Origin of the sequence: Paenibacillus sp. ATY16 (assembly GCF_003399985.2) — a bacterium.
Taxonomy (GTDB): domain Bacteria; phylum Bacillota; class Bacilli; order Paenibacillales; family Paenibacillaceae; genus Pristimantibacillus; species Pristimantibacillus glycanilyticus.
Genome location: NZ_NMOK02000052.1, coordinates 206249 through 228581, shown reverse-complemented (window position 1 = coordinate 228581; position 22333 = coordinate 206249). Strand labels below are relative to the sequence as shown.

At 52.1% G+C, this 22333-nt stretch carries 18 protein-coding genes; 4 read left to right on the top strand and 14 right to left on the bottom strand.

The features are described from left to right. Window positions 1–84 precede the first annotated feature (84 nt). Window positions 85–954, top strand: coding sequence for a helix-turn-helix transcriptional regulator (locus tag CFI03_RS26770; protein ID WP_248761403.1), 870 nt, complete (start codon window positions 85–87; stop codon window positions 952–954). Window positions 955–985: 31 nt separating this feature from the next. Here the strand turns inward: CFI03_RS26770 and CFI03_RS26765 are convergent, their stop codons facing one another. Further along, window positions 986–2011 (bottom strand): PocR ligand-binding domain-containing protein, encoded by a 1026-nt coding sequence (locus tag CFI03_RS26765; protein WP_248761401.1) that lies wholly within the window; start codon window positions 2009–2011, stop codon window positions 986–988. A gap of 240 nt (window positions 2012–2251) precedes the next feature. Here CFI03_RS26765 and CFI03_RS26760 point away from each other — a divergent pair, with 240 nt between their 5' ends. Further along, complete coding sequence (locus CFI03_RS26760) at window positions 2252–3388, top strand: glycerol dehydrogenase (RefSeq protein ID WP_248761393.1); 1137 nt, start codon at window positions 2252–2254, stop codon at window positions 3386–3388. A 1-nt stretch (window position 3389) separates the two neighbouring features. Beyond that, complete coding sequence (gene dhaK / locus CFI03_RS26755) at window positions 3390–5150, top strand: dihydroxyacetone kinase subunit DhaK (RefSeq protein WP_248761391.1); 1761 nt, start codon at window positions 3390–3392, stop codon at window positions 5148–5150. 72 nt (window positions 5151–5222) lie between these two features. On the opposite strand, the gene CFI03_RS26750 is transcribed toward dhaK, so the two are convergent. Both CFI03_RS26750 and CFI03_RS26745 read right to left on the bottom strand, forming a co-directional pair. After that, window positions 5223–5627: a nuclear transport factor 2 family protein gene (locus CFI03_RS26750; protein ID WP_248761390.1), complete on the bottom strand. Its 405-nt coding sequence runs from the start codon at window positions 5625–5627 to the stop codon at window positions 5223–5225. A gap of 39 nt (window positions 5628–5666) precedes the next feature. Continuing rightward, on the bottom strand, window positions 5667–6134 hold the full coding sequence (locus tag CFI03_RS26745; RefSeq protein ID WP_248761387.1) for a DinB family protein: 468 nt from the start codon (window positions 6132–6134) through the stop codon (window positions 5667–5669). A gap of 206 nt (window positions 6135–6340) precedes the next feature. Here CFI03_RS26745 and CFI03_RS26740 point away from each other — a divergent pair, with 206 nt between their 5' ends. Beyond that, window positions 6341–7240 carry a LysR family transcriptional regulator gene (locus CFI03_RS26740; protein WP_248761385.1) on the top strand — a complete coding sequence of 300 codons (900 nt, stop codon included), beginning with the start codon at window positions 6341–6343 and terminating at the stop codon, window positions 7238–7240. 37 nt (window positions 7241–7277) lie between these two features. On the opposite strand, the gene CFI03_RS26735 is transcribed toward CFI03_RS26740, so the two are convergent. The 11 genes from CFI03_RS26735 to CFI03_RS26685 form a co-directional block, all read right to left on the bottom strand. Then, window positions 7278–7598 carry a cupin domain-containing protein gene (locus tag CFI03_RS26735; protein ID WP_248761383.1) on the bottom strand — a complete coding sequence of 107 codons (321 nt, stop codon included), beginning with the start codon at window positions 7596–7598 and terminating at the stop codon, window positions 7278–7280. Window positions 7599–7625: 27 nt separating this feature from the next. After that, window positions 7626–9926, bottom strand: a complete 2301-nt coding sequence (locus CFI03_RS26730; RefSeq protein WP_248761369.1) for a DUF4962 domain-containing protein — start codon at window positions 9924–9926, stop codon at window positions 7626–7628. 50 nt (window positions 9927–9976) lie between these two features. Further along, a complete protein-coding gene (locus CFI03_RS26725; RefSeq protein ID WP_248761360.1) occupies window positions 9977–10744 on the bottom strand; it encodes an SDR family NAD(P)-dependent oxidoreductase in 768 nt (255 codons plus the stop codon). A gap of 24 nt (window positions 10745–10768) precedes the next feature. After that, a complete protein-coding gene (locus tag CFI03_RS26720) occupies window positions 10769–12625 on the bottom strand; it encodes a cache domain-containing sensor histidine kinase (RefSeq protein ID WP_248761358.1) in 1857 nt (618 codons plus the stop codon). Further along, window positions 12622–13656: a response regulator transcription factor gene (locus CFI03_RS26715; RefSeq protein ID WP_248761355.1), complete on the bottom strand. Its 1035-nt coding sequence runs from the start codon at window positions 13654–13656 to the stop codon at window positions 12622–12624. Before CFI03_RS26715 ends, CFI03_RS26720 begins: the two co-directional genes overlap by 4 nt. Before the next feature lie 157 nt (window positions 13657–13813). Next, window positions 13814–15403, bottom strand: coding sequence for an extracellular solute-binding protein (locus CFI03_RS26710; protein ID WP_248761352.1), 1590 nt, complete (start codon window positions 15401–15403; stop codon window positions 13814–13816). A 129-nt stretch (window positions 15404–15532) separates the two neighbouring features. Then, window positions 15533–16408: a carbohydrate ABC transporter permease gene (locus CFI03_RS26705; protein ID WP_248761350.1), complete on the bottom strand. Its 876-nt coding sequence runs from the start codon at window positions 16406–16408 to the stop codon at window positions 15533–15535. 81 nt (window positions 16409–16489) lie between these two features. Then, window positions 16490–17386, bottom strand: a complete 897-nt coding sequence (locus tag CFI03_RS26700) for an ABC transporter permease (protein WP_283094703.1) — start codon at window positions 17384–17386, stop codon at window positions 16490–16492. 250 nt (window positions 17387–17636) lie between these two features. After that, on the bottom strand, window positions 17637–17798 hold the full coding sequence (locus CFI03_RS26695) for a hypothetical protein (protein WP_201009108.1): 162 nt from the start codon (window positions 17796–17798) through the stop codon (window positions 17637–17639). A 121-nt stretch (window positions 17799–17919) separates the two neighbouring features. Further along, the gene (locus CFI03_RS26690; RefSeq protein WP_248761348.1) at window positions 17920–18870 is read right to left on the bottom strand and encodes a DUF4432 family protein; all 951 of its coding nucleotides are present in this window, start codon (window positions 18868–18870) and stop codon (window positions 17920–17922) included. Between the two features lie 96 nt (window positions 18871–18966). Continuing rightward, window positions 18967–22311 (bottom strand): DUF5107 domain-containing protein, encoded by a 3345-nt coding sequence (locus tag CFI03_RS26685; protein WP_248761346.1) that lies wholly within the window; start codon window positions 22309–22311, stop codon window positions 18967–18969. Between the last annotated feature and the right edge of the window lie 22 nt (window positions 22312–22333).

The window sequence follows — 22333 nt, the reverse complement described above, 5'->3', positions numbered from 1 at the left end:
AGATTAGCCTGTGATAGAATGATTGAAAATGGCGGATCGAGACACTTTTTGTACAATAGCGACTTTTAGAAAAAGGGGAATGTTATGCTGGCCGTAAATATGGAGCTTGTCCCTACCGTTACGTTTCTCGGATTCGTGGCTTACACGAGCCCGTGGATTCACTTCAAACGGACCGTCGACGAATATATTCTGTACATCATCAAAAGCGGAGAGCTGCACATCGAGGAGAATGGCGAGCGTTACGTATTGCGCAAAGGGGACGTGTTTATGCTGGAGCCGAATCTGGATCACGAAGGATTCGAGAAGCATGTATGCGACTATTACTACATTCACTTTAAGCATCCGGATATTCAAACGGTTCATATCGGGGATATGGAAAGTTACGCGAGGAGCTTCTTCCTGGAGGATCAGGAACCGGAGGCCGGCTGCAGCCATGGCTTCCCGAAGCATTTTAACCTGGCTAACCTGAACGCGCGAAGTCAAGTGTACAATCACCTGAATGAGATGGGGCAGCTATACCAGCGGAAAAATTATAACCGCAGCATGACGGCCCTCAAGCTGGCGGAGCTGTTCGTCCAGTTGTCCCGCGCTTATCTCGCGGAGCATCTGCAAAGCGCAAGGAAACGGACCACCAAAGGGGAGGCTACCGCTTACGAGCTGCTGGATTACATCCACCAGCATTACCCGGACAAAATAACGGGCTCCGATATCGAAGCCCGCTTTGACTGCAATTTCGATTATTTGAACCGGATCTTTAACAAGATTACCGGCTGCTCTATCACGCATTATGTCAATAAAGTAAGGGTGAACCGGGCCCGGGAGCTGCTGGAGAAAACCCAAATGACCATCGGTGAGGTCGCCGAACTGGTCGGCTTTGGCGATATTTATTATTTCAGCAAAGTGTTCAAGAAATACGTTGGACTCTCCCCTGCTTATTACAAAGGGACAAGGTGAAACGGTTAAGATGTTTCGAGGCAAGCAACGGCTAGGCCTTGTCCCGGTAGATTCTCCGGTATGCGGCTGGCGTCAGGCTCTCGAACTTTTTGAACGTCTTGATAAAATAACCCGCGTCGGCGAAGCCAAGCTCGTCGCTGATCTGATTGACCGACAGCCCGGTTGTCTCGAGCAGCTCCTTTGCCCAGCCGATCTTCAGATGCGGGACAAACACCGAGAAATTCTCGCCCGTTTCCTTCGTAAAGATCCGGCTGAAATAACTCGGGCTGACATGGCATAAGGCAGCCATCTCCTTGAGGTCCGCATTCTCGTGCTTATGGCGGTAAATATAATCAAAAGCCGGCTGCAAAATAGAGTTGCCGGCCTGGTAGACGCCGGATGATTTCTTCAGCTTTTTCTCAATCAGCGTATTGGACAGTTCGCTTTGCAGCGCTTGAATGTGCTCATAAGAAGACTCAATCGTATGAACCGGAGCAGCCGTTAGGTTTTCCCGGGACAAGGAGTCACGGTACATCTGAAGCATGTCGCTCTTGCGGATCGCTTCCTCCACGATATAGTTGCACAGATGGAACAGCATATCCGCGATTTTCTCGACTTCCCCGTAAGACAACACCGGCAGCGACCGGTACTGCTCCCGCAGAGCGTTGAACTTTTTATCCGTCTCCGCATTGGGAGGCCTTGTCACGATCTGTTCAATCGGCACTTCGGGATCGCTCAGCTTCACCTGGCCCGCCATAACCGCGCCAATATATTGGTCATCCACCACAATCGGAATCGCTATATCGAGAATTTGAAAATGGCATTGATAAATATAAGGCTTGTTCGACCGGACTGCCTCAAGTCCCCCGCGCGCGTCGCATTTCTGGCAATAGGACGATAACGCGGGATCCTTTCGCACCTCGCGGCAGAAAGCCTGGCATTCGCTATGCTTGGAGACGGGGATACCCTTGTAATCGACCGTAATAATCGCCATCTTCGTTACAAGAGACATGGAATCCTGAAGCTTATGCCATTTGTCGATATCCATAATTTGTTTCAGATCGTATCTTGCGTTCATGGTGATCGCTCCAAACCTGAAAAGATAACTTTATTATACTAGAACTCCCCGCCAGGACAAAATAGTACAATTCCAGGAAGGATTGAGCATAAAAACACCATCGTAATCTGCTTTATTTTGCGCTTAAGATACAATGCTTCCTCCCTCCCCCTGATTTTATAATGAGAGTAGTCCGTAAGCTAAGGCTTACCATGGCTCATGCTTACGAAGTATGAATTCATTTCAGGAGGTATATCCAAGATGAGAAAAGCATTTATCAGCCCAAGCAAATACGTTCAAGGTGAAAACGAACTGCTTAACCTTGGCTTTTTCGTTCAATCGTACGGTGATTCCGCCCTTCTAATTGCTCATCCCGATGATGTAAAGCGCGTAAAGGACCAGCTGGACTTTACTTCTAATAAATTCCATATTACGCTGGTTGAAAGCGGATTCCGCGGCGAATGCTCCCGCGAGGAAATTGCCAGGCTGAAAGAGCTTGCCCGCGAGAAAAACTGCTCCTGCACGATTGGCCTCGGCGGCGGCAAGGCGATCGATACCGCGAAATGCGTAGCCGAAGGCGAAGCGCTTATTATCGTTCCGACGATTGCCGCGACCGATGCTCCAACAAGCCATTCCGCCGTTATTTACACGAATGACGGGGCTTTCGAGGATTACGCATACTTTAAATCCAGCCCTAGCGTTGTAATGATCGACACGACCGTTATTGCGAATGCCCCTACCCGCTTCCTCGTATCCGGCATGGGCGACGCGCTGTCGACTTACTTTGAAGCTAGAGCGACGTCCCGCTCCTTCTCCAAAGTAAATGCCGGCCTGCCTAACGGCGTGCATGCCGGCGCGGCGCCAATCGCCCGCGGAACCAAAGCGGCGCTTGCGCTTGCGAAGCTCTGCTATGAGACACTCCTCGAGGACGGCGTGCAAGCGAAGTTGGCGTCCGACAGCAACAAGGTGACAACGGCGCTTGAGAATATCATCGAGACCAACATTCTGCTCTCCGGTCTTGGCTTCGAAAGCGGAGGCCTTGCGGCAGCCCATGCGATTCATAACGGACTGACCGTGCTTGAAGGCACGCATCATTATTTCCACGGCGAGAAGGTTGCCTTCAGCACGATTGCGCAGCTCGTTCTGGAGAACGCGCCGAAGGGAGAAGTAAACGAAGTGCTTGCATTCTGCGCTTCGGTTGGACTGCCGGTATGTCTTTCCGACATCGGTGTAGACAGCATTACCGAAGAGGAGCTTGCACAGGTTGCGGCGCTTGCCTGCATCCCGGAAGAATCGATTCATGCTATGCCATTCCCGATTACGGAGGAAGCGGTAGCCGCTGCGATCATCGTTGCCGATCAGCTCGGCCAGGCTTTCAAACAAGGAAGGAAGTCGTAAGATGAAAAAGATCATCAATCAGCCGGAGACGCTTGTCCGCGAGATGTGTAACGGACTTGCGATGGCACATCCGGGTCTCGAATTCAACTCCAAATATAAAGTCATGAAGAAAAAAGACATTAACGCCGCCAAAGTGACGCTGATCAGCGGCGGCGGCAGCGGCCACGAGCCCGCTCATGCCGGCTTTATCGGCAAAGGAATGCTCGATGCGGCGGTCTGCGGCGACGTCTTTGCCTCCCCTTCGCAGATTCAGGTCTATCAGGCGATTAAGTCTACGGCAAGCGAGCAAGGCACGCTGCTTATTATCAAGAACTACAGCGGCGACATGATGAACTTCAAGAATGCCGCTCATCTTGCGGCGGAAGACGGCATTCAGGTTGATTACGTCAAAGTCGACGACGACATTGCCGTTGAGGACAGCCTGTATACGGTTGGACGCCGCGGCGTTGCCGGCACGGTGCTTGTTCACAAGATTGCCGGCGCGGCGGCGGAAGCGGGACGGAGTCTCGCCGAAGTAAAAGCTGCGGCGGAGAATGCGATTGCCAATGTCCGCAGCATCGGGTTTGCTTTTACCTCCTGTACCGTTCCGGCTAAAGGCACGCCAACGTTTGCGATTGGCGGAGACGAAATGGAATACGGCGTTGGCATCCACGGCGAGCCCGGGATTCGCAGAGAGAAGCGGATTTCCGCCGACGAGCTGGCGCGGCGCATGGTTACGGAGCTGCTTGCCAGCCTGGGCATGAGTGCCGGCTCCACCGAGGAAATTGCCGTTCTGGTTAACGGCTTTGGCGGTACTCCGCTTCAGGAGCTGTACCTGCTGAACAATGCCGTTATGCGCGAGCTGCACGAGAAAGGCATTGCCGTTAACAAGGTGTTTGTCGGCAACTACATGACCAGCATCGATATGGCGGGTGCATCCCTGTCCATCATGAAGCTGGACGAGCAGTTGAAGCAGCTGCTGAACGAAGAATGCGATACGCCTGCCTTCATCGTACGCGGCGGTGCCTCGGAAAACGTGTCCTACGTGGCATTGGAGGAACAGGCGACAAATGCAGAGAACGTGTCTTACCGCGTTGAAACCAGCGAAGAGTATGCCGTAGCCCGGAACGGAAAGCTGTCCCTCCGCAATATGACTTACCTCATTGACAAGATGAGCGAGATTATTATCGAGAACGAAGTGCCGTTCTGCGAGCTGGACTCCCATGCCGGCGACGGGGACTTTGGCATGAGCGTGGCAAAAGGCTTCAAGCAGCTGAAAGCGGAATGGAAGGATATCGTGGGCGAGTCCGAGGATATCGGCAGCTTCCTGCATGCCTGCTCCCTGATCATTATGGAGCATTGCGGCGGCGCGTCCGGCCCGATCTGGGGCTCAGCCTTCCGCGCGGGCGGCAAATATGCCGAAGGGAAAACGGAGCTGACTGTTGCCGAAGTAGCTGAGCTTCTGGATGCTGTAGTGAAGGGCATTCAGGCAACCGGCGAAAGATCGTTTGGCCGCGGCGCCGTTGTAGGCGACAAGACGCTTATCGACGCGTTGATTCCTTACGCGGAAAGCTGGAAATCCGCTGCGGAAGCGGGAACCGAGCTGAAGGCTGCCGGCATTGCCGCTGCCGAAGCAGCAGTCGAAGGCGCCAAGCAAACCGAGACGATCGTTGCCCGCATGGGCCGTGCCGGCACCGTCGGCGAACGCAGCATCGGTTATCCCGATGCGGGCGCATACGCGCTTGGGGTTATTTTCACGGGATTGTCGGTTGTGTTGAAATAGTAAGCGAATAATATAAAGCAGCAGCTTGGGATGAAATGCAATTCCCAGGCTGCTGCTTTGTTCAACACATCATTACGGGGCCTCGTAGTTTTTTAACGGTGTCCCTACATATTCCCGGAAAGAGCGGATCCTGTCTTCTTCATACTCAAACACGACCGCAAGCTCATTGAGATAAGGCTTTCCGTTTATAATGCCTTCAGCGCGGAATACAACAATCCCGTTGTCTTCGTTTTCTAGTACAAGGATTGGGGTGAAATATGCTTGCAATACGGAGCGCTCGAACCTAATCAGCTCCTCGAACCTCTCTTTGCCATACTGCTCGCTATTCCATCCCTCCAAAGGAAGTGGAATGCGGAAACAAAAATCCTCCGTTACCTTCTGAAGAAAATGTATGGTCTTTCCTGTTTCGAAAGCATGCTTGAAAGCATCAAATGCATCATACGTCCGGGTTATACGCGTACCTGTGGACTTATGCATGGAAGAGCCCTCCTTCATGTAATTCTTGCTTCACAGCAATTAGCGCGACAAAACCTGCAACTGGCCGGATATCGTTCCTAGGTGAATGGCTTCGTGAATAAGGGCGAAGTTGAATAATTCTCCGGCCGTGTTAAATTGAAACGGTCCAAATACATAAGGAGCTGAAAGCTTCTTTTCCAGCATTTCCGGCGTCAGCTCAGATAGGCGGGAAAACTGTGCCGTTAATAACTCTGCAAGCTCTTCCGCAGACGGAGGAACAATCGTCCAATCCGAAGGTCTTGTTCCAGAGTTAAACAACTCTTGATACGAGCTGGGAATAGACGAGGGGGTACCAAAGCTTAGAGAACAATACTTATCCATCCAATAGATGATATGACCGACATTCCAACGAATGGTATTGTTGAAGCCTTCCGGTTGCCTGTCATAATAGCCTTCCGTTATATCTTGTAGCTTGCCAATCACGATCTGATGAAGCATTTTACCGGTATTGATAATGGATTGTGTCATCGTTAATCGCCTCCTAATAAAGTTGACTTCATGTGGTTCGTTTTCTTATCCCAAGATTACCTCCACACGGAACTTTCCATCAATGCAGCAGGCGTTACCGAAACGTTAAGCATAAGTTAACAACAATATATTGACAGAAGCGGAAGATCGCGTGACACTATTCATTAATCAAATACCCGCATAGCGATGGAAGGCAGGTATGAGCTATGGAGTTCAAACAACTGCAGTATTTTATGGCGATATGCGAAGAGCTTCACTTTACGAGAGCGGCCGAAAAAATGGGAGTCAGCGCCCCCAACATTAGTCAGCAGATAAGGAGATTAGAAGAGGAATTAGGAGTCCTGTTATTCGATCGAATTGGAAAAACGATTGTCCTGACGGAAGCGGGAGCGATTCTCCGTGAACATGGCTCTGTCGTGCTCGGACATCTTCAACAAGCGAGCGACGCTATCGCTGACCTGAAGCAGATGCGAGGAGGATCGTTATCGATTGGGGTTTTGCCCGGTGATGCGGATCTCCTGTTTAACGCTTTGTTGCTAAGCTTCCACCAGACGTATCCAACCATCTCTCTATCTCTACTGGAATCTATGAAGGTAACCGAACAAGTACTGGACAGGAGCATCGATATCGGAGTAACTATTGGGCCTGTTATAGACGAACGGCTCACTTCAATCCCCTTGTTTCACGAAGAATTCTCATTGGCGGTAAGCAGGAATGATCCTCTTGCAACCGAGAGCATTATCCCTTTCAACAAGCTCCAAACCCTGAAGCTGGTCATGTTCCCGCCCGACCATCAATGCCGCATGCTGATCGACCGTTATGCCACGGACAACGGGTTTTCTTTGCAGCCTCATATGGTGACGACAACCTTATCATCCCTCCTCCAGATGGTGCAAAATGGGGTTGGCGCTTGCGTTCTACCGCGATTGCTGCTTGAAAATCTGCATCATCCCGATATTAAAGTCGTGCATTTAAAGAATCCCTCACCTTCCCAGGATATATGTCTCATTTATCGCAGAGACAAATATATTGGATATGCTATGCGCACATTCATCAAAACCGTAAGAGCCTACATCGAAAAAGCAATCGCTCCTCACAAAAAATAAAAGGCCGCGATTATCGCAGCCTTAAGTATAAGGGGCACTAGTCGTGCTTCAGCAAATCCCGCCTGATCGGCGTAAACGTATCCAGAAGCGCGGAAGGCTCCAGCGCCTTCGCGCCATGAAGGGCATTGCTTGGGATATAGACGCTTTCCCCTTGCTTGATCACTGTTACGGTTCCGTCAATCGTGAACTGCATCGTTCCTTTCAGGCAATAGGACATCTGCTCATGCGGATGTTTATGCTCATAACCCTCCGCGCCACGCTCGAAATGAACTTCCATCATCATCAGACTACCTTCGGCGCACAAAATTTTACGCTTCACGCCCGGCTCCGCCGCTTCCCATACTCCTAAGTTGCTCATGAAGTACAAGTCCCTCCTTCCCTCAGATCAATACGCTTTTGGCACTTCAATCATACGCGTTGTGCCGTTCTCGTTCGTGAGATACAAATGAATGCCGTGGTCCTGATCATCTATAAAATAGGAGACGAACCTGTCATCGCCTTTCTTCATCGGCACAAGCAGCGTGACGATACGGTGGCTCGAAGCCTCCTTCGTTTCCGCGCTCAAATGCCAATGATTCGCCAGCCCTTCATACTCCGACGGCTCCACATCCGTAAACCCGTCATGCTGGCTCAGCATCATTTCCCCGGAGGACACATATACAAACCGGCCATCCAGTTCTGCTTTTGTGCCGACAGCCCGGAAAGTCTGGCCTTTCAATTCCATCTGATGGAGCGTATGCATCAGCCAAGACACGCGTCCCGGCCGGTCAAGGTCAACGCTGTCTACGATGACGGCATACGATTCATCTAGCCAATGGACTTCGCGGACAAAACGCTTCAAATAAGGTACCGTCTCCCGGTAAGCCTCCGTTGCGTTCATGCGTACGCTGGCAAAACCGGGCTTCGAGACGACCTCTTCCACAACGCCGCTAGCCTCCTTGCACAGCACTTTGTCCGTACCGGCGTATTGGCCTTTACCATCGATGAGCAGGCTGTTTTTCGAAATGGTTTGTCTTCTCCAATTCCGGTGCATCGTACTTCCGAACGCAATATAATAACCGCTGTCGATGGCGAGCGGTTCACCGTAGGCATGCAGCAGGAATCCGTTCTGATCGCCGTGGCTATGGCTAAGCGATCCATAGGGACTGCTCTTCACGAGCAGCTGGATATGTTCCTCGGGATCGTCCATCCGGCGGTGAAAGGCTACCCAGCCGACATCGCGGAACCACTTGACGGGATCGATGTTTTCCGGCACGGGAACAACAGGCTGAACGGCCGGGTAATCATGAAGGTAGAGCAAATCGTCGAACCTGAAATCCCACCAGCCGTAATTATAAAATTTCGTTTCGGCATCCTTATCCTGCTCTTTTACCTGCTCGAAATACCATTGGTACAACCCGTTGCCTGTTAATCCCGCGAACTGGCGGATATTGTAGGCTGTCTTCAGGCTTGGCGGTTCTCCAAGCGTAGACTGATCCCCAAAACTGGCTCTTATCGTATCCGGGCTGTTTACATAAAGCGGAAAATCCCCCGTACTCTCGAAGAAAGGTCTCTTATACAGATCGATTCCGACATATTGGCGTATCAGATTAAAGGCGTCAATTAAGTAAGCAAGACCGGTCGTCCAATACATCGGGCCTTCCGCCCAGCCGCCGTCCTGCCCGCCCCATGGCGAGTACAGGCATGCGTAATATTCCAAGGTAAAGTCGAGCCACTCCCGTGCTTTCGGCTCCTCGTGCAGCATGGCGATACATGCCGGCACAAGCACGGAAGACAGCGAACGAACGGCATGGCTGTCATAAGGTACGTGGTGAATCCGGGATCTTTCAATAACATGATGGGCAACCTGCTCCGTGCGGGTAAATAAATTCGCTCGAACCGCTGCCCGCTCCTCATCCGATAAAATGCCGTACAGCCAGTCGTAACCCCATGCTACGGCACCAACAATCCGGAACGCAGCTTCATCGTTATAATCCCTTGAAGTTGTGCCCCTTGGATCCCAGGACACGACATGCAGCAGCCAGCGTTTTGCCTGTTTCAGAATATCGGCGTCCTCGAGCAGCACGCCCGCCACGCTCAGATGGCGAATAGCATACAGCGTTTCCTGGCAGTCCATATACATTTTACGCCATAGCTTCGCAACGCGTTTATTGTCCGGATACCGCTCCGGCTCCGCAATAAGCTCCTTTTCCATCCATGGCCTAACCGATTTCTCGTAGAAAACATCCCAGCCGCAGACGGAGGCATCCTCAAGAATACGATCCCTGAACGCTGAGACCCGATCGGGTTTCAGCCATAGCCGGGGATGCGAGACGCCCGTCCCCTCATATCTCGTCTCCCTCGCAGGCAGCGGTGTTGACGGCAGCTGTTCCGGTACAAGGAATGATCTAACCTGGCTCCAGCCGGATAACGCCCCCGTTTCATCCGTTAATGCGTAGCGCCAATAATACGTCCCCGGCTCAAATACATGACTTGGCGTAAAAAAGTTATATGGAAGCGGTCCAACCTGCTCCGTCAAATCCTCTTCAAATTCGGAGGAAGAAGAAATCTGCAGGATGTACCGGTCATCTTCGGGCTTTGCCGGCATCCAGGTGAATCTCGGCGGATTCTCCCTCAGCGCGGTGTTTCCGTTTGGTTCATAAGGTACGGTCAACAATCCGCTGACCGGTTCGAATAGCTTCCCCATCGCAATCCCCTCACTTTGCTCGTCAAAAATGGCTTCTATCGGTCGAACGGTTATCGCATAAACATACCGCCGTTTACTTCAATCGTTTCCCCGGTCAAATAGGCCGATAAATCTGAGACTAGGAACAGCGCCACCCCTGCCACATCTTCAGGCGTTCCTTCTCTGCCAAGCGGAATACCTTTAACCGTCGCTTCTCTCGCTGCCGCTGATGTAAAGGTGGCATGGAACGCCGTATTTCCAATAAATCCGGGCGATATGGCATTAACGCGAATGCCGCTTACCGCTTGCTCCTTGGCGAGCCCTTTCGTATACGCGATCACCGCGGCTTTACTCGCTGCATAGATAGAGGCGCCTGGTCCGCCCCCGTTATGGGCGGCGACAGACGTCAGGTTCACAATACAGCCTCCACCGGCTGCTTTCATGCCTGGAATTACCGCCTTCGAGACAAATACGGCGCTCTTCAGATTCACGTCCATAATACGGCTATAATGCTCTTCGGTCATTTCCTCGTTTGGTATCCGCTGCACAAGATGACCCGCATTATTGACGAGCAGTTCAACGGGACGGCCGAACGCCCGCTCCGCCTCGGAGACAAGCAGCTCCGCTTCCCCAGCTTTGGATACGTCGGCTTGAATCGCGACCGCTTCTCCTCCGTTTTGCCGAATTGATTCCACCGCCTCTTCGGCTGCTTCACGGCTATTCAAATAGTTAACAATAACCTTCGCCCCGGATGCAGCTAGAGCGGCTGCGATGGCTCGGCCAATTCCGCCGCTTGCTCCCGTCACGAGCGCAACTTTCCCTGTCAGATCAAAAGACATGCCTATCGCCTTCCCCTCATGTTTTTACGCGTTCATAAGCTCGAGCTCCGCCTTTGCTTGCGGAAGAACCTCGCTTGGCATTCTCAGAACAATCAATGTGCCGTTGCCAGGCGAGCTTTCGACACTAAGTCCAAATTCGTCGCCAAATACCATCTGAATCCGGCGGTGAACATTCACAAGTCCAATTCCTCTGCGCCGTCCATGAACCGTCGTCTCCTCTTCAACAAGCCGGTTGCGGTCCAGTCTTTTTCTTAATTTCGCGAGCCTTTCTTCCATCATGCCTACTCCGTTGTCCTCCACGATAACAAGCAGCTCGCCGTCTTCCAGGCGGGTATCGATCCTGATGTAATGCCAGGCTTCGAACCCGTCCGCAAACGCGTGCTGAAAGATGTTTTCGACGATAGGCTGAAGCGTTAGTCTAACCATTCTTGACAGTAGCAGCGAAGGCGGGGTAAGAACTTCGATCTCAAACTCGTGTCCGATCCGGTGTTTCTGGATCATCATGTAATGGCGTACATGATTCAACTCGTTCGCCAAAGTCACTTCTTCGAGGTTGGTCTGTATCGAGTAACGAAGCATAAAAGCCATTGCCTCGACCATCTCCGATATTTCGTTCGAATCTTGTACGATTGCATAACAATTGATAGTTTCCAGTGTGTTGTACAGAAAATGCGGATTAATTTGCAGCTGCAGCGCCTGAAACTCCGCCCTTTGCCTTTCCAGCTCGATGGCTTGCAGCTGAAGCTTCGTTTTCTGGCTGGTCAGCTCCGTGTTGTACACCTGCTCGATCATATCCGACAGCCGGCTCACCATGAGATTGTAGCTGTGAATCAATCCGCCAATCTCGTCGCTGCGCCGGTTATTCTCTATACGGGCCCAGTTGCCCTTCTCGGTCTGACGCATCCCGTTTTTAAGAGTCCGAATCGGGCCCACAATCGAGTTGCCAAACCGGAAAGCAAGAAATAAAGCAATCGCAAGCGTCGCGAGTCCAACGGTTATGGTCGTGGACCGGATGCCGGAGATAGGTTCCCGCAGTTCGTCTAAAGGCAAAGCCACAGCAAGACTCCAATCGGAGTAAGACGACTTATGAGAGACGATCAGTGAGTCCTTCCCGTTCACTTTCTCGATCAAGCGCGTATTCCCGCCTTTTGCAATCCGCTGCCCAAGTCCGGTGCTTTCCACTTCGCTCCTTGTGCTGCGGTCGGGCGTATATACGACCGAGCCTTCGGCGTCCAGAATGAAAAAGAAGCCGTTCTCGCCAAGATCCACATTGTTCCACAACGACGATAGCTCGCTTTCGTTAAGCTCAATGGCAAGAATGCCTTTCACTGCATAGGAGGTGTAGCCCCTAATTTTGCGGGCAATGGTCACGACGCGTTCATTGTTCATCAGCGCCGTGTTTAATATCGCGATTTCGCCGTTGTCCGGTGTCTTTGCTTTTAGCTCTTCGTACCTGGGCGACGGATCAACCGTCATGGAAGAGAAGCTTTGGTTCTGGTCGAAAATCGACAAGCCATGGTCGCCTAAAATATAGATCATGTGGATCTGAGTCGGATAGGTAATGAAAATTTTCTGAAAGACGTCCTGACGTATTGTTTTCGTAAAATAGTAATACTCGTAGCTATCCTTCGGATCCATATCCAGAAACTGTTTCACCGACTGCTGGGACAAGATTGAGTTGCTCACCCGTTCGAACGTTTCGAGTTGACGGTCTGTTTGCGTACCTGCGTTCTCGATAACCGTGGAGATATACTTTTCTACCTGCTTGTCGATCGCTGCAGATGATTTCAAATAAGTAAAGATTCCGACCGTGGACAAAGAGAGTAGAATGACGATCAGAAAATACAGAAACAGCTTCCTGGAGAGACTGGGCTTCATCATCCTTTAATCCCCAATGATTCCCGGTATTCAGAGGGCGTCAGCCCGTTGTACTTTTTAAACGTCTTCGTAAAATGCGGGTGATCGGCAAAGCCGACTTCCGCGGAGACATCCGTAATTTTATGATGAGGTATCGAGAGCAGCAGCTTTGCTTTCTCCATCCGCCGCTTTGTCCGGTATTGGACAAACGTTTCGCCCGTCATGTGCTTGAACAGCTGACTGAAATACGAAGGGCTGAGACCAAGCTTCTCCGCTACTTCCTCCAATGACAATTCACGGTTCAAATGCTTCTCGATATAGACCTTGGCCTCTTCAACCGGTTCTTTCAAGTTCCCTTTTCGCTTAATCCGCAATTGCTCCATCAGCCCCGCCGCGGTTTCGATTAGAGAGGAGAAAGGAGCGTTATCCCGCTTCGCCTGCCTTTGCGGAGCTTCGAAGGGATATACCTGACGCGCGTTTAAACGGTCCAACAGTTTGCTCGCCAAATCCTGCGACAATTCGCTGATCATTCGAACATCCAGCTTGCTAGCCATGCAGTACCGCTCCATGCCGGCTATTGCCGTCTTGATCGACTCGGGCCGTAGATGCCAAATCCCGTCCTGCAGTTGATTCAACCACTCTTCCGTCTTGGACAGCGGGATAAAAGCCGCTTGCCTCCGGGATTCCAGCCCGCTAATCAGCTTCGACACGGCTTTGTTCACCGCGGCCTTGGTTACCGGCTTAAGCAAATATTCTTTCACGCCAAACGACATGCATTGCCTGGCGTATTCGAAATCGCCATAACCCGAAATGACAACAATGGGCAAATCGGGATAACGCTCATTTATTTGCCGGCATAACTCGAGACCGTCCATCTTAGGCATTTTCATATCGGTAAATAGAAGATCGGGACAGCTCGCGGCGATTTTCTCCAGCGCGTCTACCCCGTTGTCCGCCGTCTCTGCATGGCAAATTGAGTGATCGGACTCGCCAATCAGCTTCTGCAGTCCCTTGCGGATCATCGGTTCATCGTCGACAACTAAAATGCGGTACATGGATTTGTCCTCCTCGTTTGCAGGCGGAAGCGATCACCGCTTCAGATGCAAATCGTTAATGGAGCAAGATGCTCTCCCGCCCGCAGGTATTCCCGGCAAGGAGAGCATCCCAATCTCTTACTGTCATTCTAGTCCATGCCGGCTGTTCTAGCGAGCATTATTCGAAAGCGCTTTCTTTGCTGTTATAACGAGCTGTTGCCTCTTCAATCACTTCATTCCCGCCCTTGGATAAGTACTCCTCGAGCACCTTGTCGTAGTTGTCAATCGGCTCTTTGCCGTACACCATTTTGAGCACATGCTCGAGTACGAGCGGCGGAAGCTGATCGGATTGAGGGCTCAGGTCCGGGTAGCTCACAAACGCTTCAAGTCGAGGATCAAACTCAATGCCGCCGCGGCCCTCCTTCGTCAACAGATTATCGAACGCATCGACCATTTGTTTGCCTGAATCCGTCAGCTCCGCAATACGCTTGTTGTAAGTCGTATCCTGCACCATCCACAGCCAGTAGTTCAGGAAGCGCTGCTTGTTTGTTCCTGCCTCGTCCGTAGGAGGAGTATAGGAGATCGTACCGCCGTTATTTTGATAGTCTTCGCCTTCGATTCCATAGCTGAAGAACAGCTCGGCTTGTTCGCTGAGCATCCAGTCGAAGAACTTCACAATTTCGGCCGCTTTGTCTTTAGCGTTTACGTTGATAAAGTATGAGCGCGTCACTGGATTGTAGTAGGCATAACCGCCTTTGCCGTCATCGCCTACGGGGGACGGAATAAGCGCAACCTTCGCGCCTGGAACATTCGCCATCAGCTGCGTGCCCCAGATCGGAAGCTCATTGGCGTTCATCGACCACATTCCGGCTTTGCCGCTCGTAATGATGCTTTTGAAGTCGGCGCTTTCGATCGTGGCAAATTCCTTGCTGATCAAGCCTTCGTCAAACATTGTTTTGTAAGTTCCGATTGCTTTTTTCATAGCGTCGGCATCAAAGAAACTTGGTTTTACCTTGCCGTCCGGGAATGCCTTGAATTGGTTCAAATAGCCAAAGACATCGTAGGAGCCGAAAAACGTGTCCGCGTATTTGAAGTTTTTGCGGCCCATATAAGGATTCTCGACACCTAGCTCCTTGAACGCGCGCAGCACGTCGAGGGTTTCCTCTACCGTTGTCGGGATTTGCTTGCCCGCTTTTTCAAGCAGGTCGGTCCTGATCCAGGTGGCGCGTCTAGACGGATTGCTGAGCACTTCGGGAATGCCGTAAATATTGCCGTTCTCATCGGTCAGCCGGTCCCATGCTGCTTTCGGCAGACGCTTCAGCAGGTTCTGCCCGTATTGCTCCAGCAGATCGTTCAGCGGCAGGAATACGCCGCTTTGCACGGCACCCGCCAGCTCCTGTCCGCTAATGCCTCCGCTTCCCTGGACAACGTCCGGAATATCGTTTGTCGCGAACATTTGAATCATTTTATCCTGGTATTCGTTGTGCGGAATAAGCCGGATATCCAGATCGGTATTCGTCATTTTTTCGAGCGCCTGCACGTACTTGTCTTTGTTAATGTCCGGATTCTGCTCCACGTAAGCCACGTTAAGCGTCCGCATGGAAATCGAGAATTTGGTTGTCTTGGCTTCTTCAGGCTTATTGCTGGCGTCCGCCGTGTTGGCCGGAGCGTTTGTCGCCTTGGACGGTTCGTTGTTGTTCTTGGAGCAGCCGGAAATCATCGAGACGGATAATGCGGCAATCGTGGCGAGTACGAACAGTTTTTTCATAAATCCCCTCATCCCCTCAAATCGTTCTATAAAGCGCTTTCAAAAACCTAGCCTCAGTATAGATAAACACGCAACACGGCCACAATGGAGTTTGTTTGGCTCCGCTTGTCATTTTTTTATATGGCGGACTTAAGATTTGATCGAACCGATCAGCATGCCTTTAATAAAATAACGCTGCATAAATGGGTACAGCATAATGATCGGAATCGTAGCCACCAGAATAACAGCCATCTGAACCCCTTGCACTGATTGCGAAGCGATGTCAAACGGCAAATTGCCTGTATCAACAAGATCGTCGTTAATGAGCAGCTCGCGCAGCTTTACCTGCAGCGGATAAAGCCTGCGGTCATTCAAGTAATACAAGGCGTCCATATATTTGTTCCAGTTGGTCACCGAGTAAAAGATACCGATTGTCGCAAGCGCGGGCTTGGACAACGGAAGCATCAGACTCCATAGTATCCTAAGCTCGCCGCAGCCGTCCATTCTCGCGCTGTCGATAAGCTCCGTCGGGATTTGAACGAAAAAGGAGCGTAGCACGATCAGGTTAAACGCGCTGATTGCCGTCGGAATCATAAGTGCCCATAGCGTGTTAATCAGATGGATTTCCCTCATCAGAATGAACTGGGGGATCAGCGGCGCAGTAAAGATCATAGTCAATAAAATAAACAGCAGCACGTATTTGCGCCCTACATATTCCGTTCTCGAGAGCGGATAAGCAAGGGACGAGGTAGCGGCCAAGTTAATAAGCGTGCCCAGCACCGTGATATACACCGTAACCCCAAACGCCCGCCAAATGGAGACATCGTCAAATACGTACCGGTAATAATTGAACGTAAAGTCAACGGGCCAGAACATGACATCTCCCCGGTCAATTGCCGCCGAACCGCTGAGAGACTGCGCGATTACATTCAAGAACGGCAGCAGCATCGTTAGCGACAAACCTGTCAGAAACAAATAATTGGCGATAAGAAAAAGCTTCCTGCTCCAATGCTCGCGCCTTATCACGGCCACCCCTCCTAAAATGAATGATCACCACAATGACCGTACTGCGATTATCGTAATGATTCATACTTCTAAAGCGTTCACCTAATACAACGATTCTCCGGTTGATTTGCGGCTTAATGTATTGGCGATCATGAGCAGGACCAAGCCAACGACGGATTTGAACAGGCCCATCGCGGTAGCATAGCTGTACTGCATCTGCTTTAATCCGGCCTTGTAGATATATGTGTCCAGAATTTCGCTGTTCGTAATGTTCAGCGGGTTCTGGAAGACAAATACGCGTTCGAAGCCGTAATCCATGAAGTCGCCGATTTTCAGAAGAAACAGTACCGTAATGACGGGCAGAAGCGATGGAATCGTAATCCTAAGCGTCTGTTTCCAGCGTCCGGCGCCGTCAATCTCGGATGCCTCGTACAGCTCGGGATTAATGCCGGTCAAGGCGGCCAAGTAGATAATCGTTCCCCAGCCGACATCGCGCCACAAGCCGGAGCCTACCAATATGCTGCGGATATAAGAGTTTTCGCCTAAGAAGTAGATTGGCTCGATGCCAAACCAGCCGAGGATAACGTTCACGATTCCCGAAGAAGGAGACAACATGCCTGTAAAAATCCCGCTGACAATCACCCACGACAGAAAATGTGGCGCGTATACAACCGTTTGAACGATTTTTTTATACAACACAAGCCGAACCTCGTTCAGAAGCAAAGCCAGAATGATAGGAGCCGTGTAAGCGATAAGAATGTCGAGCAGACCAAGTACAAGCGTATTTTTCAAGATGCGGATAAAATCGTAATGCTGGAACATTCGCTCGAAATGCGCAAAGCCCACCCACGGGCTGCCGCCAAAGCCGGCAAAGAGGTTGTAGTTCTGGAACGCTATAACCGATCCTAGGAGCGGCAGGTACTTGAAAACGATGAAATAGAGAATACCTGGAATTGAAATAAAATATAACGTCCGGTACTTCCAAATGAAACCGAACAAGCGCTTTCCCTCCTTCGCGATGAGCTTCCTTACTTACTCTCATCCTAGCCGTTAACGGGGGATACCCACAATGGAATCGCTTTCTTATCGCTTGTGTTTTTTTAAGGTCATACAAAAAGTTCGCTCACCGCACGTTGGGGTTCCTCCACAGAATGCAGGCTAAAATCTCATTACGCTGCTTGAAATCCAAGAAAGGGCGGCCCCGTAGTCATTTAATGACTTCGGGGCCGCCCTTCCAGCATGCAATATCTCATTTTTTATTTTTCTTTGAAGCCATCCAAAAGACGAGAATGACGACGGGAATAAAGATAAACCAAGGAATATGAATCGTGCTTTGGGTAATCACGGCGAGCACCAGCAAGCCTAATGCGCCAATAATAAGCCAGAGGCAACCTCTGCCGAACGTCTCCATGCCTACGAATCCTCCTCCCTCTTCGACTGCCTTCTTTAAGCCCATTGTATTAATCGGAACCCGATAATAAAACGGCGAAGGCAACAAAAAGCCGGAAGAAGGAAATGGTTATAGACGTTGCTTATTGGCTTTGTTTATTTTCAAGCTCGAGCTCCAAATACCATTCGTACCGGCCGTATCCGGGAATAACCGAGGTTTCTCCCTCGTCCCAGGCTGCGGACGCATCGTCGAGGAAGCCGGTTGCAGGCTCCAGCGCGACATGATACTGATTCAAATAACCGCCGTAATTCGCCCATACCGCCAAATAAGGTACCTGCTCCTTCGGGAATGTCATCGTAAGCATCTCCCCGCTGGCGGGATTATACAGGGAAGCCCGACCATCCGGCAGAGGCCCGTCAAAATAAAACTTCTCCGCGGTTTCCGCATCAGCCGCTTGCGCGATATTCAAGCTAATGTCCGGCAGCGGCCTTGGCCATGGCAGAAGCGTTCCCTTATCGCCTAGTCTGCGAATATGGGAGTAGGACACCGCGATTCGTTCCAGCCTTGCGGGTACGATAATTTCCATTCCTGCTTCGACTTGAAACAAGGGATGAGCCGCCCATAGAAACGGGAGAGGTTCGGCGCCTAGATTATGGGCGATATAATCGATCCTCAAACGGCCTTCTTCCGTAAACGAGCAGATCTTCTCCAACCGGTAGGGCAATCTGCGGCCTTCCACTTCGCAATGAAGCCGATCGTCCCGCAGGCCGCATTCCCAGGCCAGCGACCACACCTCGCCGTGATCGGGCAATTCAATGCCCACCCACGGCGATTGCCGCAGACGGCAAGAATCGACGGTCGGGAACATTTCGTCCCAGCCGCTGCCGTCGGCTTCCGCGAAAGAACTGGCATACCCCGCGTTGCCAAGCGGAAGCGTTGTGCGGGACAACCATTCCCGGCTGGCGGCAGCGTCCTTGAGCGATACGACCTTGCTGCCCAGCGACGGAATAAGCGTCAGCTCCAGCATGGAAGAACGGCCTCTCCATGCCTCGCAGCCCTCGAACAACACTTTCTCCCAATACATGCTAGTCATTGTCTTCAAGCACCTCCCGTTCTTAATGTAAAGCAGCTTCCGCGAATAAGGGAGCGCTGCGCAGTCCCGTCAGGACTGCACCCCGCTCCCGCGAAATTATGAAATATGCTCCACGGCCGAAGCCGGCAAGCTACGATGAATAGCGGCACCCTGATGGGTTGGCTCAAGCTCCAGCACCTCGCGGAAATGCTCTTCGGCGGCTGCCGCCTGCCCTAAGCCTAATTGACCAAGCGCTATCATGTAATGGCAATGAATGCGGTTCTTTTTGTCCAGATCCTCGTCGAAGACCAGGAAATCCGGAAGCGATACCGCAAAGTAATCGATCTTCTGCGGCTGGAACAAATGCTGCTCGCCGTAGTCGACCAGCTTGTTGAACCGGCTGCGGGCTTCCCGCACGCGTCCCAGCTCGCGCAGCGCCACGCCTTGGTAATAAATCATGTGAGGCGGCTGGTCGTTGTAGAACATGGCGCTGGTTGGTTCGTCCAGCCCTTCCGAAGCCAGCGACCAGAAGGCCTCAGCCTGCTCCGCGTCGCCGAGAATCCGGTACGCCATGCCGAGATAGTAATTGATATTGTTCTCTTGCGCGCCTTCAAGCTTGCCTTCGTTAATGGACAACGGATATTGCTTAGCCGCTTCCAGCTGTATGATGGCTTCGCCGGCTTGCCCTTGCTCCAGAAGCTGCTTAGCCAGCTCTACGCGGGCCAGTACGTATTGGGCCGGCACCTTTCCTTCTCCGCCTTCCCAAGGATGGAAGTTGCGGGCGAAGATGAGCTCCAGCGCTTCTTCATGACGGCCAAGCGAGTTGTGAAGCGTTACGTACTCGAGATACAAATCATCGCGAAGCTCTACCAGCTCCTTGTTCCGCTCCAAGACGGTCAGGCGCTGCTCCGCCGTGTAGGCCAGCTTCTTGTACAGCTGATCCAGCTCGTAGAAAATGCGGGCGTCGTCCGGCGCCAAGGCATGCGCTTTCTCAAGCGAAGCCAAGGCTGCTTCCGGCTTGTTCTGTTTATTGTAATAAGCAAGCGCGAGATTTCGGTGCACGGTTGCGTAATTGCCGTCGATGGCCGCCGAAGCTTCCCAGCTTGCCGCGGCTTCCGCATGGCGTTTCTTGTCATACAACAGATTGCCGAGATAATAGAACGCTCTTGCGTCATCGGCGCGTACCCGGGCCGCGCGAGTCAGAACATCGTAATCCGCAAGCGTATTCGGGAAGCAGTAAGCCGGATTCGCCTCTTGGCCAAGCGAGTAGCAATAGTTGCCTGCGGATTGGTCTCCCGCCTTATGATGGTAGTACCCCTGGTAATAATGGACCATCGGATAGACGCTGCCCGCCGTCCGTTCCTCGATCCGCCCCAGTACGTCTTGCGCTTCGGCGTACAATCCCGCATCCGCGTAATCTTGCGCCAGCGAGATGTAATTGTGGGCGTCGTCCCGCATAAGGCCGGCGAGAGCTTCCAAAGCTGCCGAAGCTTGCTCTTCCCTTCCTTCCAGCTCATGAATGCGAATCCATTCGTTGCGCGAGCCGAAGTCGATCGGATCATACTCGGATGTTTCCGCCGCCACCCGCCCCGCTTCTTCCAGGCGTCCCAATCTGCGCAGCAGAGCCGTTTTTAACAGCCGGGCCTTGCGGTTGCGATACTGCGCATCGATGGAACGATCGATTAACTCCAGCGCTTCCTCATATTTGCCGCTGCCCGAGGCCAGCTGGGCAAGGGCAAAGTATCCCGCGGCCTGCCAAGCTCCGGACCAGACCGATTTATAGAAGGCGGCGAACGCTTCCTCGTGACGTCCCTGCCACTTCAGCACCTTGCCCAAATGGAAGAACGGCTCCGCGTCGTATGGCCGCGCGTTATGCCGCGTCAGCGTCTCGATCGCGCGGCGGAAGTACGTCTCGCTCTCCGCGAATTGGCCGCGGCGCAGCAGCAGCAAGCCGTAAGCATTGTTCAGACGGATATCCCCCGGATCGCGCTTAAGTCCTTCCAAGTAGTAAGGATCAGGCTCGTAAGTTGCATGCCGGTACTGCTCCAGATGCTGCGCTGCGAGGAATAACGCCTCCGTACTGCGTAGCTCTTCCGGCTCGCCAATCGCTTTTGCCGGATCCGGCGTCTTCTCCAGCTGCTTCCGCTGGGGACGATAGCTGACCAGCTCTTTGCCGTTGTCCGCGAATACCGCAAGCTTCAGATTCTCCTCCAGCTCCCCTTCTTCAAGAACCACTGTTGCGGCAAAAACCTGGGATGGCGATAAATCCGCCGTTTGATCGATATAGGTGCGGGCTGCCCCCTTTAATACGATGCGGGCATTTGCGTAGACCGAAGTTGCGTACGCATTTACGCTAGCCTGCCGGCCTTCGACTTCCAGATTAACCGCGGCGTCGATCGTAGCGTTTTTCACCATGCCAACTTCCTTGTAAGGCATGAAGTATTGCTTGAAACTCTTCTCCTCGTAAGGCTGCAGCCAGGTGAAGTCCGGCTGGTTATCCGTATAAACGCCCGTCATCAGCTCGATGTATGGCCCATCCTCGTCCGTCAGGTTCCGGTCCCAGGCCTGGCCGAATTCGCCATGTCCCCAGGTCCATTGTTTTTTGCCGGGAGACACATGCTTGTTGGCAATATGAAGAATGCCCGCTTTCACATTGTGGTCATAGCCGCCGACAAAATCGTAATCCGACCGGTACGCCATATACGAGGTTGGCACCGGAATGTTGCGGTAACGGGAAATGTCGACTCCTTCGGAATAGTCCATTTTGTAGTACGTGCCGGTTGCGATCGGGAATTTGGATACATCCCGCTTGCCATGGTCAAAGACGGCGTGAACGTCGGGCGGAAATACGGACTGCGTATGGTCGTTGACCGCAACCGCCGGATTCGCCCACCACAGGAACGTCTGAGGTTCGGAGGTCCGGTTGTACAGCTGCGCGCTTATTTCCAGATAAGCCTTTCCTGGGAACAGGGTGAAGCCTGTCGTCACCTTGGTTCCGTACATCCGGTCGATTTCTCCGACCCATACCGTCTTGCTGCCGTCTGCATTCTCCCGAATATCGCATTCCACCGGTCCGTAGGTGTTCGGACGGTGATGCTGCGGCCAGTTGAACTCAATGCCGCCGGAGATCCAAGGACCGGCAAGTCCAACCAGAGCCGGCTTGATGACCTGATTATGATAGACGAAATCATAATTATTCGTCTTATCCACCGCCCGGTAGATCCGGCCTCCAAGCTCGGGCATCAGTTGAATTTGCACAAATTCATTTTCCAAAAAAACGATCCGGTAAGGCTTCATCACCTTCTCGTCGTAAATCTTGTCGATAACGGGATGCGGGTAAACCCGTCCCGAGCTCCCTTGATAGACGCGTTTCTCCAGAAACATCGGATTAGGGTCCGGTTTCCCGACTTCATAAGTGGGCAGCTCCACCGTCTGCTCCCATACTTTTACTTCTGCAGCCATTCTCGATTCATCCTCCCCGAGG

Bases quoted from the DNA above. Each gene is read 5' to 3' on its own strand.
- CFI03_RS26770 (WP_248761403.1), top strand. From the start codon at position 85: ATGCTGGCCGTAAATATGGAGCTTGTCCCTACCGTTACGTTTCTCGGA.
- CFI03_RS26765 (WP_248761401.1), bottom strand. From the start codon at position 2,011: ATGAACGCAAGATACGATCTGAAACAAATTATGGATATCGACAAATGG.
- CFI03_RS26760 (WP_248761393.1), top strand. From the start codon at position 2,252: ATGAGAAAAGCATTTATCAGCCCAAGCAAATACGTTCAAGGTGAAAAC.
- dhaK (WP_248761391.1), top strand. From the start codon at position 3,390: ATGAAAAAGATCATCAATCAGCCGGAGACGCTTGTCCGCGAGATGTGT.
- CFI03_RS26750 (WP_248761390.1), bottom strand. From the start codon at position 5,627: ATGCATAAGTCCACAGGTACGCGTATAACCCGGACGTATGATGCATTT.
- CFI03_RS26745 (WP_248761387.1), bottom strand. From the start codon at position 6,134: ATGACACAATCCATTATCAATACCGGTAAAATGCTTCATCAGATCGTG.
- CFI03_RS26740 (WP_248761385.1), top strand. From the start codon at position 6,341: ATGGAGTTCAAACAACTGCAGTATTTTATGGCGATATGCGAAGAGCTT.
- CFI03_RS26735 (WP_248761383.1), bottom strand. From the start codon at position 7,598: ATGAGCAACTTAGGAGTATGGGAAGCGGCGGAGCCGGGCGTGAAGCGT.
- CFI03_RS26730 (WP_248761369.1), bottom strand. From the start codon at position 9,926: ATGGGGAAGCTATTCGAACCGGTCAGCGGATTGTTGACCGTACCTTAT.
- CFI03_RS26725 (WP_248761360.1), bottom strand. From the start codon at position 10,744: ATGTCTTTTGATCTGACAGGGAAAGTTGCGCTCGTGACGGGAGCAAGC.
- CFI03_RS26720 (WP_248761358.1), bottom strand. From the start codon at position 12,625: ATGATGAAGCCCAGTCTCTCCAGGAAGCTGTTTCTGTATTTTCTGATC.
- CFI03_RS26715 (WP_248761355.1), bottom strand. From the start codon at position 13,656: ATGTACCGCATTTTAGTTGTCGACGATGAACCGATGATCCGCAAGGGA.
- CFI03_RS26710 (WP_248761352.1), bottom strand. From the start codon at position 15,403: ATGAAAAAACTGTTCGTACTCGCCACGATTGCCGCATTATCCGTCTCG.
- CFI03_RS26695 (WP_201009108.1), bottom strand. From the start codon at position 17,798: ATGGAGACGTTCGGCAGAGGTTGCCTCTGGCTTATTATTGGCGCATTA.
- CFI03_RS26690 (WP_248761348.1), bottom strand. From the start codon at position 18,870: ATGACTAGCATGTATTGGGAGAAAGTGTTGTTCGAGGGCTGCGAGGCA.
- CFI03_RS26685 (WP_248761346.1), bottom strand. From the start codon at position 22,311: ATGGCTGCAGAAGTAAAAGTATGGGAGCAGACGGTGGAGCTGCCCACT.